Annotated in this window: 13 protein-coding genes; 9 read left to right on the forward strand and 4 right to left on the reverse strand. The window is 71.6% G+C overall.

The window, feature by feature from the left end:
• Positions 1–333: 333 nt before the first annotated feature.
• The 3 genes from V7E46_RS14525 to eccCa all read right to left on the reverse strand — a co-directional run bounded on the left by V7E46_RS14525 (position 334) and on the right by eccCa (position 5,673).
• Positions 334–990: a hypothetical protein gene (locus V7E46_RS14525; RefSeq protein ID WP_333768806.1), complete on the reverse strand. Its 657-nt coding sequence runs from the start codon at positions 988–990 to the stop codon at positions 334–336.
• Positions 987–1,631, reverse strand: coding sequence for a hypothetical protein (locus V7E46_RS14530; protein ID WP_333768807.1), 645 nt, complete (start codon positions 1,629–1,631; stop codon positions 987–989). The genes V7E46_RS14525 and V7E46_RS14530 overlap by 4 nt, the downstream gene beginning before the upstream one ends.
• 109 nt (positions 1,632–1,740) lie before the next feature.
• Positions 1,741–5,673, reverse strand: a complete 3,933-nt coding sequence (gene eccCa / locus V7E46_RS14535) for a type VII secretion protein EccCa (protein WP_333768808.1) — start codon at positions 5,671–5,673, stop codon at positions 1,741–1,743.
• 135 nt (positions 5,674–5,808) lie between these two features.
• Between eccCa and eccD the strand changes: the two genes are divergently transcribed.
• The 6 genes from eccD to V7E46_RS14565 all read left to right on the forward strand — a co-directional run bounded on the left by eccD (position 5,809) and on the right by V7E46_RS14565 (position 12,997).
• Complete coding sequence (gene eccD / locus V7E46_RS14540) at positions 5,809–7,275, forward strand: type VII secretion integral membrane protein EccD (protein WP_333768809.1); 1,467 nt, start codon at positions 5,809–5,811, stop codon at positions 7,273–7,275.
• A gap of 209 nt (positions 7,276–7,484) precedes the next feature.
• Positions 7,485–7,772, forward strand: coding sequence for a 30S ribosomal protein S15 (rpsO, locus tag V7E46_RS14545; protein ID WP_033173003.1), 288 nt, complete (start codon positions 7,485–7,487; stop codon positions 7,770–7,772).
• A gap of 328 nt (positions 7,773–8,100) precedes the next feature.
• Positions 8,101–10,326 (forward strand): polyribonucleotide nucleotidyltransferase, encoded by a 2,226-nt coding sequence (locus V7E46_RS14550; RefSeq protein ID WP_333768810.1) that lies wholly within the window; start codon positions 8,101–8,103, stop codon positions 10,324–10,326.
• Positions 10,323–11,699, forward strand: a complete 1,377-nt coding sequence (locus tag V7E46_RS14555; RefSeq protein ID WP_333768811.1) for a M16 family metallopeptidase — start codon at positions 10,323–10,325, stop codon at positions 11,697–11,699. The genes V7E46_RS14550 and V7E46_RS14555 overlap by 4 nt, the downstream gene beginning before the upstream one ends.
• A 70-nt stretch (positions 11,700–11,769) precedes the next feature.
• Complete coding sequence (gene dapB / locus V7E46_RS14560; protein ID WP_333768812.1) at positions 11,770–12,543, forward strand: 4-hydroxy-tetrahydrodipicolinate reductase; 774 nt, start codon at positions 11,770–11,772, stop codon at positions 12,541–12,543.
• 4 nt (positions 12,544–12,547) lie between these two features.
• Positions 12,548–12,997 (forward strand): hypothetical protein, encoded by a 450-nt coding sequence (locus V7E46_RS14565; RefSeq protein WP_329174078.1) that lies wholly within the window; start codon positions 12,548–12,550, stop codon positions 12,995–12,997.
• Positions 12,998–13,010: 13 nt separating this feature from the next.
• On the opposite strand, the gene V7E46_RS14570 is transcribed toward V7E46_RS14565, so the two are convergent.
• Positions 13,011–13,556 carry a hypothetical protein gene (locus V7E46_RS14570; RefSeq protein ID WP_333768813.1) on the reverse strand — a complete coding sequence of 182 codons (546 nt, stop codon included), beginning with the start codon at positions 13,554–13,556 and terminating at the stop codon, positions 13,011–13,013.
• Positions 13,557–13,711: 155 nt separating this feature from the next.
• Here V7E46_RS14570 and thyX point away from each other — a divergent pair, with 155 nt between their 5' ends.
• The 3 genes from thyX to V7E46_RS14585 all read left to right on the forward strand — a co-directional run bounded on the left by thyX (position 13,712) and on the right by V7E46_RS14585 (position 17,411).
• A complete protein-coding gene (gene thyX, locus V7E46_RS14575) occupies positions 13,712–14,497 on the forward strand; it encodes an FAD-dependent thymidylate synthase (protein ID WP_443054159.1) in 786 nt (261 codons plus the stop codon).
• A 188-nt stretch (positions 14,498–14,685) separates the two neighbouring features.
• Positions 14,686–15,585, forward strand: a complete 900-nt coding sequence (dapA, locus tag V7E46_RS14580; protein WP_333768815.1) for a 4-hydroxy-tetrahydrodipicolinate synthase — start codon at positions 14,686–14,688, stop codon at positions 15,583–15,585.
• A gap of 140 nt (positions 15,586–15,725) precedes the next feature.
• Positions 15,726–17,411 (forward strand): ribonuclease J, encoded by a 1,686-nt coding sequence (locus V7E46_RS14585; protein ID WP_329174071.1) that lies wholly within the window; start codon positions 15,726–15,728, stop codon positions 17,409–17,411.
• Positions 17,412–17,491: the final 80 nt, after the last annotated feature.

Below are 17,491 nucleotides of genomic sequence, written 5' to 3' on the forward strand. Positions count from 1 at the left end.
GGCGGGCGGGAACGGACGTTTCCGGCCTTCCGGTTCCGCCGTCGCGGTCTTCCCCCGCCCGCTTCGCACTCCGCGCCCAAGGCCGGGCGGCGGGCGCGGGCGCGGCCCCGGGGGCTGCGGCTGCCGCCGGGGGCGCCGGTGGTTTTCGGCCCTCCCCACGTCGCCGCGGCGAGCCGCGGGCGCGGGCGGCCCGGTGAGCTTGTTGCTGCTCGGCGGCCGGCCGCCGAGCCGGTCGGCGCTCGGGTCACCGGTGTCCCCGGCCCGGGCCGCCGCATTGCGCGGCCGTTCGCCGCCGTCGCCGATCATGTCGACCGGCGACGGCGGCCAGGCCCGTCAGCCGCCGGTGCCGCCGCCCTGCGCCTGCTGCTGCGCGCGTTCCTCGGGGGTCGGGCCGTAGACCTGGTCGAGCGACTGGTCGTACTCCTCCTTGTGCCCGCTGAGCGTCGCCGCGGTCTCCAGCGGGATCGACCGGCTCATGTCGTGGGCGGTGTCCTTCCAGGTCTGCCCCATGTCGGACAGCGCCTGCTGGGAGGACTTCGCGCTGTAGTCCGGGTGCAGGAAGTCGTTGACCGGGTTGTCGGACCCGATCTGACTCCACGACATGTTCTCCTCCTGCTCCTCCGTCAGGTTCGGATTGCCGATGTCGGAGGCCACGACCACCTTGAGCGTCTTCATCGCGTACTGGTCCATCTCGTAGTACGTTCCCGCCGCGAGGCCCAGCCGCTGGGCGATCTGGTCGGCGTCCTGGACGATGGTCCGCACGCCCCACTCCCAGCGGTCGCAGAAGCCGTCGAAGGCCGAGGTGAGCCCGGAGTGCCCGGTCTGCATGCCGCTCAGCTTGAGGTTGGAGAAGCCGCGGCCGACGTCGGCCGCCGCCTCCTGGCCCATCGTCTGCAATTCGTGGATGACGCCGTTGAGCCCGGCCGCCGTCTGCGCCAGCGCCGTTTCGGTGACGTTGTAACCGCCGCCGCCCCCGCTGCCTCCGGTCATCGTTCCTCCCCGTTCACCGCCACGGCATCCACCGCGGCCTTGTCAGGTACCACACCCGCCACCGGCGGGAAGATCATGGGCAGCCGGCCCGCGACGTCCAGCGCGACTCCGGCCGGCTCGCCGACCGCGGCCACCACCTCGTCCAGCAGCCGCCACCCGTAAACCGTCACGTAGTCCACGTCCGACGAGCCGTCCGCGCCGCGCGCCACCGCGAAGCGCGCCAGCTCGGTGCCGTCGGAGAAGGCGTACACCCAGTGCACACCGCCGAGGCTCGTCGCCCACAGGTCGCCGTCACCAAGTGTCGGGACCATCACCAGGCTCGCCCGGAAGGCGTCGAGCAGCGCGTCGGGGTCGCCGTTTCCCGCGTGCAGATCGGCCAGTTCGGACGCCAGTGCGGCATGCGCGCCCTCCTGGGCGCTCGGCAGCATCCCGAAGGCCGACACCGGCACCGGCGCGCTGCCGCCCGCGCCGTCCACCAGGTCCGTCAGCCGCGACCACGCCGGGTGCGGCCGCGGGGCGTCGGTGCCCGGCCCGGCGCCCGGCGCGTCCTGGCCCTCGCGGCCGGTGTGGCCGTCCGCGCCGGTCCCGTCCGGCGGTGTGCCACCGCCGGAACCGTACAACCGGTCCCACTCCGACGTCATGATCGTGCCCCCATCGCCGGTGCGGCCGCAGGTCGGCGGCCGCACTCATCCCGGCAAAAAACCTAGCAGGCGGCGTGGTCGGCGGACTTGCGTGCGCCCGCCGCCCCGCTCACCCCTCGGGGGTCCAGGCCAGCTGCACCAGCCGGCTGCCGCCGCGCCGCGCCGCGAAGATCGCCCGCCCGGGCGGCATCTGCCGCGGCCTGACCGTGCCCATCAGCTCGCCTTCGTTCGGGTCGCCCGACAGCACCAGGCCCTGCGCGCCGAGTTCCTTGGCCCGCTGCATGAACGGCTCGTACATCGAGCGCCCCGCACCGCCGCTGCTGCGGGCGATGATGAAGCGCACCCCGACGTCACGCGCGAAGGGCAGGCTGTCGGCGAGCTGCGCCATCGGATTGCTGCCCGCCGCGACCAGTTCGTAGTCGTCGATGAGCACGAACAGCTGCGGGCCGCTCCACCAGCTGCGGTCGCGCAGTTGCCGCGGGGTGACGTCCGGGCCCGGCGCGCGCCGCTCGACCAGCTTCTGCACCTCGGTCATGTGCGTCTCCATGGCCGCGGACGCCGCAATGTACTCCAGCACATGGCTCTCGGGCAGCGAGCCCAGCAGGGTGCGCCGGTAGTCGCCGACGACCAGCGTGGCCTCCTGGGGCGTATAGCGCCGGCTGAGCTGCCGGGCGATGTGCCGCAGCGCGGCCGTCTTGCCCGACTCGCTGTCGCCGAAGACGATCAGCACCGGATCGGTCTCGAAGTTCACGAACACCGGCGCGAGCGCCGTCTCGTCGATGCCGATCGCGACCCCGCGCTCCGGGTGGCGCGCACCGTCGGGCACCTGCTCGGCGGTCAGCATCGTCGGCAGCATCCGGATGGCGGGCGCCTGCGTACCGCGCCACGCCGAGTTGACCGCCTCCACCAGGGCGGCGCCGCCCTCGGTGAGGTCCGCCGACGACGAACTGCCGTCGATCCGCGGCAGACCCGCCATGAAGTGCAGGTGCGCCGGCGTGATGCCGCGGCCCGGCACCCCGGCCGGCACGTTCGCGGCGACCTTGCGGTTGATCTCGGAGTCCATGACGTCGCCGAGCCGCAGTTCGAGCCGGTTCAGCAACTGGTCCTTGAGCGCGGCCCTGACCTCCATGTAACGCGACGCCGTGAGCACCACGTGCACACCGAAGCCCAGACCGCGGGCGGCGATGTCGGCGACGACCGGCTCCAGCCGCTCGTTGTCCTGCTTGAACGCGCCCCACCCGTCGATCAGCAGGAAGACGTCGCCCCAGCGCTCGTCGGGCAGTTCACCGGTCGCCCGCAGCCTGCGGTACGAGGCCACCGTGTCGATGCCGCGGCTGCGGAAGACCTCCTCGCGGCGGGCCAGCACTCCGGCGACCTCGGCGATCGCACGGCGTACCCGGTCCGGTTCCAGCCGCCCGGCGACACCGCCCACATGGGCCAGGCCGTCCACCGCCCGCAGCGCGCCGCCGCCGAAGTCCAGGCAGTAGAACTGCACCTCGTCCGGCGTGTGGGTCAGCGCGAACGACGTCACCAGGGTGCGCAGCAGCGTCGACTTGCCGCTGCGCGGGCCGCCGACGATCAGGCCGTGGCCCGCCGCGCCGCTGAAGTCCAGCGTCAGCGGGTCGCGGCGCTGCTCGAACGGCTTGTCCACGATGCCGAGCGGCGCCTGCAGCGCGCCCAGCGGTACCCCGCTGGTCACCTGCAGACCGCGGTCCGCGGACACCGCCAGCGGCATCAGCCGGTCCAGGCTGGGCGCTTCGTCCAGCGGCGGCAGCCACACCTGGTGCGCCTCGGGACCGCGGCCCTCAAGGCGGCGGACCAGGACATCGAGGACGGTGTCGGCCACGGCGTCGTCCCGCTGCGCCGCCACCGGCCGCGCCGCCGGCGCGCTCATCGGCACGGGCGCCGCGGTGAAGGGAGCGGCCCGGCGGCCGCTCTGCGCGCCCCCGTCGGCCTCCGCCGCCCTGCCCCTGCGGTGCGCCCCCGACACGTACGCGGCCTTGAACCGCACCATCGTGTCGGTGCCGAACTTCAGATAACCCGAACCCGGCACGGACGGCAGGTGGTAGGCGTCCGGTACGCCGAGCGCGGCGCGCGACTCGGAGGCGGAGAAGGTCCGCAGACCGATGCGGTACGACAGATACGTGTCCAGGCCGCGCAGCCTGCCCTCCTCAAGGCGCTGCGAGGCCAGCAGCAGATGCACACCGAGCGACCGGCCGATCCGGCCGATCTGGATGAACATGTCGATGAATTCCGGCTTCGCGGTGAGCAGTTCGCTGAACTCGTCGATGACCAGCACGAGTGACGCCAGCGGTTCGAGGGCGGCGCCCGCGGTCCTGGCCCGCTCGTAGTCGTGGATGTTGGCGTAGTTGCCGGTGGACTTCAGCAGTTCCTGGCGGCGCTGCAGCTCACCGGTTATCGAGTCGCGCATCCGGTCGACCAGTGTCAGGTCGTCCGCGAGGTTGGTGATGACCGCCGAGACGTGGGGCATCTCGCTCATGCCGGCGAAGGTCGCACCGCCCTTGAAGTCGGCGAGCACGAAATTCAGCGATTCCGAGGAATGGGTGACGGCGAGTCCGAGCACCAGCGTGCGCAGCAGTTCCGACTTGCCGGAACCGGTGGCGCCCACGCACAGCCCGTGCGGCCCCATGCCCTCCTGCGCGGCCTCCTTGAGGTCGAGGAAGACCGGCTCGCCGTCCTCGCCCACCCCGATCGGCACCCGCAGCCGCTCGTGCTGGGTGCGCGGCGTCCAGCCGCGGGCCACGTCGAAGGACGAGGCTTCGCCGATGCCCATCAGGTCGGTGAAGTCCAGGTTGGACAGCAGCGGTTCGTCCTCGCCGCCGTCGGCGGGCCGCAGCGGCGCCAGCTGCCGGGCCAGCGACTCGGCCTCGATCGCGCTCAGCCGGTCCGGAGTGCCGCCGTAGGCACCCCCGGCCGCCGACCGCAGCAGCATCTCGTCGGCCGAGCAGCGCAGCCACAGGTCGCCGCGCGGCTCACCGGTCTCCCCGGGCGCCATCTCCACCACGGTCACGCCCAGCAGGCCCTCACCGGTGGCCAGCACCGACGTCGCGGGGACCGTACCGCCGTCCACGAAGACCACCAGGTGCGGCTGGTCGAGCAGCGGTGTCGTGTCGCGCTGGAAGCGCGGCCGGTCCTCCAGCCGGTCGTGCAGCAGCTCCTCCAGCTCGCCCACGTCGCCCACCACCAGCCGCCGGGTGCCCGCCCCGTCCAGCTCGGCCGGGGACTGCGTGTGCGGCAGCCACTTGATCCACTCCCACTCGCGCAGCGCGGACGGCGAGGCGGCCACGCACAGCACCAGGTCCGCCGGCGAGTGCAGCGTCGACAGCTGCGCGATCATCGCCCGCGCCTGCCCGTAGACCGCCTCGGGCTCGCCGGTCAGCGCGACATGCGAGAAGGCCCGCAGCGACACCGCGAGCGGCAGCGCCTCGACCGTGCCGTAGGCGGCGATGAAGCGCTGCATGGCGTGCGCGGTGAGCGGTTCGAGCTGGTCCACGGGGGCGGTGTCGGGCGCCACCAGCGGGGTGGCCAATTGCTGCGGGGCGAGACCGACCCGCACCTGGCCGAAGTCGTCGTCGCCCGGGCGGCGTTCCCAGACCCGCCTGCCCTCGGCGGCCAGCGCCCACAGCTGGTCGGGCGCGGGATGGGTGTAGAGCTGGCTGCTGCGCTGCTGGTCGGCCACCTTGCGGGCCTTGCGGCGCTGCTGCGCGAGGTACTTGAGGTAATCGCGGCGGCTGTCGGCCATATGCCCGCTGGCGCCCTGTCGGGTACGCACCACCTGCGCTATCGCCATCGCCACCATCGAGGTGAGCATCAGCCCACCCATCACCTTCATGATCGGCTGAGATCCGGGCATGAAGAAATAAGCCGCTGAGCCGCCCATGGCGAGCATGGGCAGCAGCATCATCATCACGCCCTGGTCCTGGCCGCGTTGCAGTTCGGGCGGTGACGCCAGATCAAGCTCTTCCGACGGCACCTCCGGCGGGAATGCCCGCGCCGGACGCTTGACGATGACCGAACCCACTGATGTGCTCGCCCCCCGGGATCATCGACCCGTTGTGACTGGTAATTTGTTGCAGATACTACTTACAGCCACCGTCCACCGGCCAGGCGGGAGTTGGCTGACCGCGGAATTCCGCAGCCGAGGGGGCACAGCGCGGTGAGCACGATCTCAGCGACCGGATTCTGCCGCGTCACGGTCGTAGCACCGGACAGCAGGATCGACGTGGCGCTGCCTGACGACCTGCCGGTCGCCGATCTGCGTCCGGACATCCTGCGCCTGTCGGGCCAGGTCCAGAGCGAGGAGGAGCCGACCGGCTTCCACCTCGTCCGCCGGGACGGCAGTGTCCTCGACCCCGCCCTGTCGCTGTCCGCGCAGCGCGTCCTGGACGGCGAACTCATCGCGCTGCGGTCCTTCGCCGAATCCCTGCCGCCCGCCGTCCACGACGACGTGGCCGACGCCATCGCCACCGCCGTCGTGCGCGACCGGCGCCGCTGGGACGACGACCTGATGCGGATCGTCGGCCTGACCGGCGGCGCGGTGCTGCTGGTGATGATGGGCTTCGTGCTGTGGTGGGCGGAGCCGGTCAGGCACGACATGCACTCGATGCCCGGCGTCCTCGCCGGAGTGCTCGGCACCCTCCTGGTCGCCTTCGCGGCCGTACGCGCCCGGATATACCGCGACCGCGCCGCCGCGGTCGCCCTGGGCCTGGCCGCGCTGCCGCACCTGCTGATAGCCGGTTCCGGCATCGTCGACCCCGACCAGGGACACGGCCCGGGCCGGCTGCAGTTCATGGTCGGCTGCGCGACCGTCCTGCTGGCCTCGGCGATCCTGGTCGCCGTCCTGCCCACCGGGGACGCGCCTTTCGTGGCGTCCGCCTTCCTGGCCGCCGCGGGCACCCTGGCCACCTACGGCGCCATCGCCACCGACAGCCCGCCGCGCGCCGTCGCCTCGGTCGCCGCCGTCGCCGCCGTGGCGCTGGTCGGCTTCCTGCCCGGCTGGTCGGCGCGCTTCGCCCGGCTGCCGATCGGATTCGGCTCGCCCGAGCCGTCCGCCGAGGTCATGGAGCGCTACGGCGACCGGCGCGAGCCCGAGCAGGCCATCGACTACGAGGCGGTCGCCGCACAGGCCCGCCGCGGCCACGAACTGCTGCTCGGCCTGGTCGGCGGCTGCTCGGCCACCGTCGTGGGCGCCGCCGCCGCCATGAGCTTCTCCGACTCCGCGGCCGCCCAGGTGCTGGCCCTGACCGCCGGGGTGGCGGCGCTGCTGCGCGCCCGGCTCTTCCGCTACACCAGCCAGGTCGCCAGCCTGGTGGTGGCCGGCATCCTCGCGGTGGCCCTGCTGATCCTCGGGCTCGCCCTGAACCCCGACACCGCGCTGCTGACGGACCTGGCCAGGGGCGACCACGGGCCGCTCGACCTGCACACGCTGTGGCTGTCCGCGGCGATCGCGGCCGGCGCGGTCCTGCTGGTCGCGATCGGCCTGATCGTGCCCCGCAAGGGCGTGTCGCCGTTCTGGGGCCGCAGCCTGGACCTCGCCGAGGGCGCCGTCCTGCTGTCGCTGGTCCCGCTGTGCCTGGCCGTGCTCAAGGTCTACGGTTCGGTGCGCGGCCTGAGCAGCGACTGACCCGCGCGCGAGCACCCGGCCGCGGCACCGCGTCCGGGCGGACCGGGCGGCCGACCCGCCGGTAATCGGCCCGGCCGCCGGCTGGTACTCTGGGTGACGGTCACCTGTGTGTTCACGCCCGGTGACCGTACGCCGTGCGAGTCACCTGAGATTTCCCCGCGATGCAGACCGGGGACGCTTGCCGGCCGATGACCCCATGAGGAGTCCGTATGTCGCTCGACGTCGAGACGAAGAAGCAGATCATCGCCGAGTTCGGCACCAAGGAGGGCGACACCGGCTCCCCCGAGGTCCAGGTCGCGCTCCTGTCGCGCCGGATCTCGGACCTGACCGAGCACCTCAAGACCCACAAGCACGACCACCACTCGCGTCGCGGTCTGCTGATCCTGGTCGGCCAGCGCCGCCGTCTGCTGCAGTACCTGGCCAAGAAGGACATCACGCGCTTCCGTGAGCTCCGCGAGCGCCTCGGCATCCGTGCCGGCGCGGCGGGCGTTCGCTAGGACGCGTGGAGGGGAGCGGTGCCCGCACGACGGGGCCGCTCCCTTTGCCGTATGCACCGGATCGCCACCGGCAGCGACGTGTGAGCACCCGGTTGCCGAGCGCGCACATGACGTGCGCGACACATGCGTCGTCTGGTGCAATGGTGCTGTTGACAACGTATGAGGAGGAGCGTCCTCCTATTCGCCGCAGACGCCGGTCCTCGGTAGTGGCCCCCGGGTGGTTCCACCCCCGGAGGCTTCGATCGAAGACCGGCCCCCGGCAGGACGCCCCTCCACCGATGGCCCACGGGGACACGCCCCGCGGGCAAGGACGAGGAGAATCCCCATAGTGGAGAACGAGACCCACTACGCCGAAGCCGTGATCGACAACGGCACTTTCGGCACCCGCACCATCCGCTTCGAGACGGGCCGGCTGGCCCGCCAGGCCGCCGGCTCCGCCGTGGCCTACCTGGACGACGACACCATGGTGCTGTCGGCCACCAGCGCCTCCAAGCAGCCCAAGGAGCACTTCGACTTCTTCCCCCTCACGGTGGACGTCGAGGAGCGCATGTACGCGGCCGGCCGGATCCCCGGCTCCTTCTTCCGCCGCGAGGGCCGCCCCTCCGAGGACGCCATCCTCACCTGCCGGCTGATCGACCGCCCGCTGCGCCCGTCCTTCGTCAAGGGCCTGCGCAACGAGATCCAGGTCGTCTGCACGATCATGGCGCTCAACCCCGACCACCTCTACGACGTGGTCGCCATCAACGCCGCCTCCTGCTCCACGCAGCTGGCCGGCCTGCCCTTCTCCGGCCCGATCGGCGGCGTCCGCGTCGCGCTGATCCGCGGCCAGTGGGTGGCCTTCCCGACGCACACCGAGCTCGAAGAGGCCGTCTTCGACATGGTCGTCGCGGGCCGCGCCCTGGAGGACGGCGACGTCGCGATCATGATGGTCGAGGCCGAGGCCACCGCGAAGACCATCCAGCTGGTCGAGGGCGGCGCCGAGGCGCCGACCGAGGAGGTCGTCGCCGCGGGCCTCGACGCCGCCAAGCCGTTCATCAAGGTGCTGTGCAAGGCGCAGTCCGAGCTGGCCGTCAAGGCTGCCAAGCCCACCGGCGAGTTCCCGATCTTCCTGGACTACCAGGAGGACGTCTTCGCGGCCCTGGAGTCCGCCGTCACCGGCGAGCTGGCCAAGGCGCTGACCATCGCGGGCAAGCAGGCCCGCGAGGCCGAGCTGGACCGGGTCAAGGGCCTGGCCGCCGAGCAGCTGCTGCCGCAGTTCGAGGGCCGTGAGAAGGAGATCTCCGCGGCCTACCGCTCGCTGACCAAGAAGCTGGTCCGGCAGCGCGTCATCCGCGACAAGGTGCGCATCGACGGCCGCGGCGTCACCGACATCCGTACGCTGGCCGCCGAGGTCGAGGCGATCCCGCGGGTGCACGGCTCGGCCCTCTTCGAGCGCGGCGAGACGCAGATCCTCGGTGTCACCACGCTCAACATGCTCCGGATGGAGCAGCAGCTCGACACCCTGGCGCCGGAGACCCGCAAGCGCTACATGCACAACTACAACTTCCCGCCGTATTCGGTCGGCGAGACCGGCCGGGTGGGCTCGCCCAAGCGCCGCGAGATCGGCCACGGCGCCCTCGCCGAGCGCGCCCTGATCCCGGTCCTGCCGACCCGCGAGGAATTCCCCTACGCGATCCGCCAGGTCTCCGAGGCGCTGGGCTCCAACGGCTCCACCTCGATGGGCTCGGTCTGCGCCTCGACCATGTCGCTGCTGAACGCCGGTGTGCCGCTCAAGGCCCCGGTCGCCGGTATCGCCATGGGTCTGATCTCGCAGGAGATCGAGGGCGAGACGCACTATGTCGCGCTGACCGACATCCTCGGCGCCGAGGACGCGTTCGGCGACATGGACTTCAAGGTCGCCGGCACGAAGAAGTTCGTGACCGCGCTGCAGCTGGACACCAAGCTGGACGGCATTCCCGCGTCCGTGCTCGCCGCGGCCCTCAAGCAGGCCCGCGACGCCCGGCTGCACATCCTCGACGTGATGATGGAGGCCATCGACTCCCCGGACGAGATGTCGCCGAACGCGCCGCGGATCATCAGCATCAAGATCCCGGTGGACAAGATCGGCGAGGTCATCGGCCCCAAGGGCAAGATGATCAACCAGATCCAGGAGGACACCGGCGCCGACATCTCCATCGAGGACGACGGCACGGTCCTGATCGGCGCCACCGAGGGCTCGCAGGCCGAGGCGGCGCGCGCGGTGATCAACCAGATCGCCAACCCGACCATGCCCGAGGTCGGCGAGCGCTACCTGGGCACGGTCGTGAAGACCACCACCTTCGGCGCGTTCGTGTCGCTGATGCCCGGCAAGGACGGTCTGCTGCACATCTCGCAGATCCGCAAGCTCGCCGGCGGAAAGCGCGTCGAGAACGTCGAGGACGTGCTCGGCGTCGGCGCCAAGGTGCAGGTCGAGATCGCCGAGATCGACCAGCGCGGCAAGCTGTCGCTCGTCCCCGTCATCGAGGGCGAGGACGGCGGCGACGCCGAGGACGCGAAGGACGAGTCGGCCAAGTGACGACTCGCTCCACCGCCGCGACGGCCCGCCCTTCCACCAAGGGGCGGGCCGTCCGCACGCGGACCCTGCTGCCCGGAACCGACGGCATCGGCACCGTTCGGCGCAGCGTGCTGCCCGGCGGCCTGCGGGTCGTCACCGAGACCCTGCCGACCGTGCGCTCGGCCACCTTCGGCATCTGGGCGGCCGTCGGCTCCCGCGACGAGACCCCGGTGCTCAACGGCGCCACCCACTATTTGGAGCACCTGCTCTTCAAGGGCACGCAGCGGCGCAGCGCGCTCGACATCTCCGCCTCGATCGACGCGGTCGGCGGCGAGATGAACGCGTTCACCGCCAAGGAGTACACCTGCTACTACGCCCGGGTGCTCGACACCGACCTGCCGCTGGCCATCGACGTGGTCTGCGACATGCTCACCGGGTCGCTGATCCGCCAGGAGGACATCGACGCCGAGCGCGGCGTCGTCCTGGAAGAGATCGCGATGACCGAGGACGACCCGGGCGACCAGGTGCACGACCTGTTCAGTACCGCCATGCTCGGCGACACCCCGCTCGGCCGCCCGGTCCTGGGCACCGTCGAGACCGTCAACGCCCTCACCCGCGACCAGGTCGCCCGCTTCTACCGCAAGCACTACGACCCCACCCGCCTGGTGGTCGCCGCCGCGGGCAACATCGACCACGCGAGCGTCGTACGCCAGGTCCGCCGGGCCTTCGACAGGGCCGGCGCGCTGCGCGACCCCGACGCCCGGCCCCGGCAGCCCCGCGACGGCGCCCGGACGCTGAGCGCCGCGGGCCGGGTCGAGGTGCTCGACCGGCGCACCGAGCAGGCCCATGTCGTCCTCGGCATGCCGGGCCTGTCCCGCACCGACGAGCGGCGCTGGGCACTGGGCGTGCTCAACACCGCGCTCGGCGGCGGCATGAGCTCCCGGCTGTTCCAGGAGGTCCGCGAGAAGCGCGGCCTGGCCTACTCGGTCTACTCCTACACCTCCTCCTTCGCCGACTGCGGCCTCTTCGGGGTCTACGCCGGCTGCCAGCCCGCCCGGGTGCCGGACGTGCTCAAGATCTGCCGGGACGAGCTGAACGCGGTCGCCGAGCAGGGCCTGACCGACGAGGAGCTGCGCCGCGCCATCGGCCAGCTGTCCGGGTCGACCGTCCTGGGCCTGGAGGACACCGGCGCGCTGATGAACCGGATCGGCAAGAGCGAGCTGTGCTGGGGCGACCAGCTCTCGGTCGACGACCTGCTGGCAAAGATCGCCGCCGTGACCCCCGACGAGGTACGGTCGGTCGCCCGTGACGTCCTCGGGCTGCGCCCCTCACTGGCCGTCATCGGCCCGCTCAAGCAGAAGCAGACCGCCCGCCTGCACGAAGCCGTCTCCTAGCCACGGCCGCGCCGGACCGACCCCGTACGCACCTGCGCACCCCGAGCACGACGCAAAGGACCCCGAAACGATGAGCAAGCTCCGTGTGGCCGTCATCGGCGCCCAGGGCCGGATCGGCTCGGCGGCGGCCGGCGCCGTCGAGGCCGCGGACGACCTCGACCTGGTCGCCGCGATCGACCGCGACGACCCGCTGGACACGCTGACCGCGGCCGGCGCCCAGGTCGCCGTGGAACTGACCCACCCCGACGCGGTCATGGCCAATCTGGAATTCTGCGTCGGGCACGGCATCCACGCCGTGGTCGGCACCACCGGGTGGACCGAGGAACGCCTCACCCTGCTGCGCGGCTGGCTGGCCGATACACCCGGCACCGGTGTGCTCGTCGCCCCGAATTTCTCCATCGGCGCCGTCCTGACCATGCGGTTCGCCCGGCAGGCGGCCCGCTGGTTCGAATCGGCCGAGGTCATCGAGCTGCACCACAACAACAAGGCGGACGCCCCCAGCGGCACCGCCACCCGCACCGCCCAGCTGATCGCCGCCGCCAGGACCGAGGCCGGCCTCGCGCCGCAGCACGACCCGACCACCCACGGCCTGGACGGCGCCCGCGGTGCGGACGTCGAGGGCGTGCCCGTGCACTCGGTACGGCTGCGCGGTCTGCTCGCCCACCAGGAGGTGCTGTTCGGCGGCACCGGCGAGACGCTGACCATCCGGCACGACTCGCTGCACCACAGCAGCTTCATGCCCGGCATCCTGCTCGCCGCCCGCACCGTCCCCGGTGTCCCCGGCCTCACCTACGGCCTGGAACACTTCCTCGACGGGACAGAACCCGGCCACCCTGAGGACTGACCGCATGCGCTCCAAAATGAGCTACGCCGCCTCCGCGCTGGCGCTGCTGTTCTACTTCGTCCTGGTCGGCGACCGCGGAGTGCTGCTGATCGCCGACGGCCGCCCGGTCACCGTCGCCTTCGGCATCGCGGTGCTGGTGCTGCCGCTGATCGGCGCCTGGTTCCTCTGGCACACCACGCAGTTCGCCCGGCACGCGGGACGGCTCGGCCGGGAGCTGGAGGCCGAGGGCGGGCTGCCGGTCGACGAGCTGGTCCGCACCCCCAGCGGCCGGATCGACCGGGACTCGGCGGACGCGGTCTTCGCCAAGCGGCAGGCCGAGACGGAGGCGGCGCCCGACGACTGGCGCAACTGGTTCCGGCTGGCCGTCGCCTACTTCGACGCCCGCGACACACCGAGGGCGCGCAAGGCCATGCAGCGCGCCATCGCCCTGCACGACGGCAGGCCGCAGCAGTAGCCGCCGGGGGCGGTCAGCGCAGTTCCGCGGCCCAGCCCTCGATGGCGTCGGCGGCCATGTCAAACGCCTCGACGCGGCCGAGGAAGTCCGCGTTGTGGTCGGTGAGCTGCGTGCGCAGCGGCTCGCCGCCCTTCCGGGTGATGATCAGTGCCTGCCCCTGGACGCTGCGCGGCAGCCCCAGCACCCGCACCGGCTGCTGCGCGGTGCGCACCGAGGCGACCTTGCGCCACGGCACGGTCACCGTGCCGAAGAAGCCCGTCTGCCGCAGCCCCTTGCCACTCACCCACACGCCGACCCGCAGCAGCCGCAGCGTGGCCCCTATCACCAGCGCCGCGACCAGCAGGCACACCGCAGCGCCCTGCGGGTCGCCAGCGGCGGCCATGATCAGTGCGGCGAACAGCAGATACGACGCCAGCATCAGCGCCAGCGCGGCGGTGGCGACCCGCCACGGCCCCGGGCGGTAGGGCCGCATCCAGCGGTCCTCGTCCAGATGGGGGAGCGGCCGGTCGGCGGCGGGGTCGTCGGTCGTCGCGATCGCGGAGCGGTAGGGCAGGGACACGCGGAGAATCCTCTTCCGGTTCCGGCGGGGGAAGGGCGGAGCGCACCGCGCTCCGGTCCGGTGAGGCTAGCCGCCCCGACGGCACCTCGGCTACTTCGGGTCGGCCGATCGGCTGCGGCGCGCTGCCGCAGCCAGCGCCTAGGGTGGTCGTCGCAATGCCGCCCATCAGGAAGGACACTCCGGTGCCGACCGACCTCCCCCCCGGGACCCCCGCAAGCCCGCCGGCCGCTGTCGAGTTCCGGGACGACGTGACCGTCGACCTGGTCAAGCACAGCGCGTCGGACTCCGACGTCCTGTGGGCGGCCCGGGTCTCCACCGCGGGCGAGCAGTCGCTGGAGGAGCTGACCAAGGACCCGGAGCGCTCCAGGGGCCTGATCAACTACCTGATGCGGGACCGCCACGGCAGCCCCTTCGAGCACAACTCGATGACCTTCTTCATCAGCGCCCCGATCTTCGTCTTCCGCGAGTTCATGCGCCACCGCGTCGGCTGGTCCTACAACGAGGAGTCCGGCCGCTACCGCGAGCTGCAGCCGGTGTTCTACGTGCCGGGGCAGGACCGCAAGCTGGTGCAGCAGGGCCGTCCCGGGAAGTACGAGTTCGTGCACGGGACCCCCGAACAGCACAAGCAGACCGTCGCGGCGATGGAGGAGTCCTACACGCAGTCGTACGCCGCGTATCAGGCGATGCTCGCCGGCGGTGTGGCCCGCGAGGTGGCCAGGGCCACCCTTCCGGTCGGTCTGTTCTCCTCGATGTACGCGACCTGCAACGCCCGCTCGCTGATGCACTTCCTCGGCCTGCGCACCCAGCACGAGCTGGCCGCGGTGCCGTCCTTCCCGCAGCGGGAGATCGAGATGGTCGGCGAGCGGATGGAAGCGGCCTGGGCGGAATTGATGCCGCTCACCCATGCGGCGTTCAACGGGAACGGGCGTGTCGCCCCGTAGCGGAGGCCGCTGGTCCACCCCTCACGGGCAAATGTCCGAAGTATTCGGATTGCAGGCATTCGTGAGGTTCATCTAGGCTGCAGAAACGGACTCCGGCGGTGCCTGAACCCCCGAGCAGGCACCGCCGGAGTCCTTTGCGCAGGTCCCACGGCTGCGTGCCCCCGTACACACCGAGTAGCGTGGGACCCATGGCTCCGACCTCCACCCCCAAGGCCCCCTTCGGGCGGGTACTGACCGCAATGGTCACGCCGTTCACCACGGACGGCGCACTCGACCTCGCCGGCGCCCAGCAGCTCGCCGCCCACCTCGTGGACGAGGGCAACGACGGACTCGTCGTGAACGGCACCACCGGGGAGTCGCCCACCACGAGCGACACGGAGAAAGACCAGCTCGTACGGGCCGTGGTCGAGGCCGTCGGCGACCGCGCCTTCGTCATCGCCGGTGTCGGCACCAACGACACCCGGCACAGCACGGAACTCGCACGCCAGGCGGAGCGCGCCGGAGCCCACGGCCTGCTCACGGTCACGCCGTACTACAGCAAGCCCCCGCAGGAGGGCCTGTACCGGCACTTCACCGCCATCGCCGACGCCACAGAGCTGCCCGTCATGCTCTACGACATCCCGGGCCGCAGCGGAGTCCCGCTGGACACCGAGACCATCGTCCGCCTGGCGGAACACCCCAGGATCGTCGCCAACAAGGATGCCAAGGGCGACCTCGGCGCCGCCGGCTGGGCACTCGCCCGCAGCGGCCTGGCCTGGTACTCCGGTGACGACATGCTCAACCTCCCGCTGCTGGCCATCGGCGCCAGCGGCTTCGTCTCGGTCGTCGGCCACCTGGTCACCCCCGAGCTGCGCGCCCTGCTGGACGCGTACACCGGCGGCGACGTCGCCAAGGCGGCCGAAATCCACCAGCGGCTGCTCCCGGTCTACACCGGCATGTTCCGCGCCCAGGGCGTCATCACCACCAAGACCGCCCTCGCGCTGCGCGGACTGCCCGCAGGCCCGCTCCGGCTCCCGCTCGTCGAGCTTGACCCGGAGGCCACCGAACGCCTCAGGAAGGATCTCGCCGACGGCGGGGTACACCTCTGACAACGGACTTCACAACTGAATACGCACCACCTGTACGCGGACGCACCGCCCGAATGACGGTGCTCCACCGGAAAAGTCACACAGTTCCGCACGCCACGGCCCAGGAAGGCCTCTCCGGCGTGCGTGTTAGGGAGACACTTTTGAGCCATCCGCACCCCGAACTCGGCCCCCCGCGGACTCTCGTCGAAGGCGGCCTGCGCATCACACCGCTCGGCGGCCTCGGTGAGATCGGCCGCAACATGACGGTCTTCGAATTCGGCGGAAAGCTGCTGATCGTCGACTGCGGCGTCCTCTTCCCGGAGGAGGAGCAGCCGGGCGTCGACCTGATCCTGCCCGACTTCAGCTCCATCCGGGACCGCCTCGACGATGTCGTCGGCGTCATCCTCACCCACGGCCACGAGGACCACATCGGCGCCGTCCCCTTCCTGCTCAGGGAAAAGGACGACATTCCGCTGATCGGCTCCAAGCTCACCCTCGCCCTGATCGAGGCCAAGCTCCAGGAGCACCGCATCCGGCCGTACGCGCTGGAGGTCAAGGAGGGCGACCGCGAACGCATCGGCCCCTTCGACTGCGAGTTCATCGCCGTCAACCACTCCATCCCGGACGCCCTCGCGGTCGCCATCCGCACCCCGGCCGGCATGGTCGTCGTCACCGGCGACTTCAAGATGGACCAGCTCCCGCTGGACGGCCGGCTCACCGACCTGCCGACCTTCGCGCGGCTCGGCGAGGAGGGCATCGACCTGCTGCTCGCCGACTCCACCAACGCCGAGGTCCCCGGCTTCGTACCGCCGGAGCGCGACATCTCCCAGGTGCTGCGGCAGACCTTCGCCAGGGCCGACAAGCGCATCATCGTGGCCAGCTTCGCCAGCCATGTGCACCGCATCCAGCAGGTGCTCGACGCCGCACACGAGCGCGGCCGCAAGGTCGCCTTCGTCGGCCGCTCGATGGTCAGGAACATGGGTATCGCCCGCGACCTCGGCTACCTCAAGGTCCCCGGCGGGCTGGTCGTGGACGTCAAGGTGCTGGACGACCTGCCGGACGAGAAGGTCGTGCTGGTCTGCACCGGCTCCCAGGGCGAGCCGATGGCCGCGCTGTCCCGGATGGCCAACCGCGACCACCAGATCCGCATCGTCGAGGGCGACACCGTCATCCTCGCGTCCTCCCTCATCCCGGGCAACGAGAACGCGGTCTACCGCGTGATCAACGGCCTCACCCGGTGGGGCGCCAACGTCGTCCACAAGGGCAACGCCAAGGTGCACGTCTCGGGCCACGCCTCGGCCGGCGAGCTGTTGTACTTCTACAACATCTGCAAGCCGCGCAATCTGATGCCGATCCACGGTGAATGGCGCCACCTGCGCGCCAACGCCGAGCTGGGCCAGCTCACCGGCATCCCCAAGGCGCGCACGGTCATCGCCGAGGACGGCGTCGCCGTCGACCTCGTCAACGGCGTGGCCAAAATCGCCGGCAAGGTGCAGGCGGGCTATGTGTACGTCGACGGCCTGTCGGTCGGCGACATCACCGAGTCCTCACTGAAGGACCGGCGCATTCTCGGCGAGGAAGGCATCGTCTCGGTCTTCGTCGTCGTGGACAGCAGTACGGGCAAAATCGTCGGCGGCCCGAACATCCACGCGCGGGGCTCCGGTATCGAGGACGAGGCCTTCGCCGCCGTCATCCCGAAGATCGAGGAAGGCCTCTCGCGGTCCGCCTCCGACGGTGTGATGGAGACCCGCCAGATCCAGCAGCTCATCCGACGGTCCGTCGGCAAATGGGTGTCCGACACCTACCGCCGGCGTCCGATGATCCTCCCGGTGGTCGTGGAGGTCTGACGCTCCGTCAAGACGCTGACCACGAGCGGGGGGGGGGGGGGGGGGGGGGGGGGGGGGGGGGGGGGGGGGGGGGGGGGGGG

This window comes from Streptomyces sp. IBSBF 2435 (assembly GCF_036815005.1).
Lineage (GTDB): Bacteria > Actinomycetota > Actinomycetes > Streptomycetales > Streptomycetaceae > Actinacidiphila.

Bases quoted from the DNA above. Each gene is read 5' to 3' on its own strand.
- V7E46_RS14525 (WP_333768806.1), bottom strand. From the start codon at position 990: ATGACCGGAGGCAGCGGGGGCGGCGGCGGTTACAACGTCACCGAAACG.
- V7E46_RS14530 (WP_333768807.1), bottom strand. From the start codon at position 1,631: ATGACGTCGGAGTGGGACCGGTTGTACGGTTCCGGCGGTGGCACACCG.
- rpsO (WP_033173003.1), top strand. From the start codon at position 7,485: ATGTCGCTCGACGTCGAGACGAAGAAGCAGATCATCGCCGAGTTCGGC.
- dapB (WP_333768812.1), top strand. From the start codon at position 11,770: ATGAGCAAGCTCCGTGTGGCCGTCATCGGCGCCCAGGGCCGGATCGGC.
- V7E46_RS14565 (WP_329174078.1), top strand. From the start codon at position 12,548: ATGCGCTCCAAAATGAGCTACGCCGCCTCCGCGCTGGCGCTGCTGTTC.
- thyX (WP_443054159.1), top strand. From the start codon at position 13,712: ATGCCGCCCATCAGGAAGGACACTCCGGTGCCGACCGACCTCCCCCCC.
- dapA (WP_333768815.1), top strand. From the start codon at position 14,686: ATGGCTCCGACCTCCACCCCCAAGGCCCCCTTCGGGCGGGTACTGACC.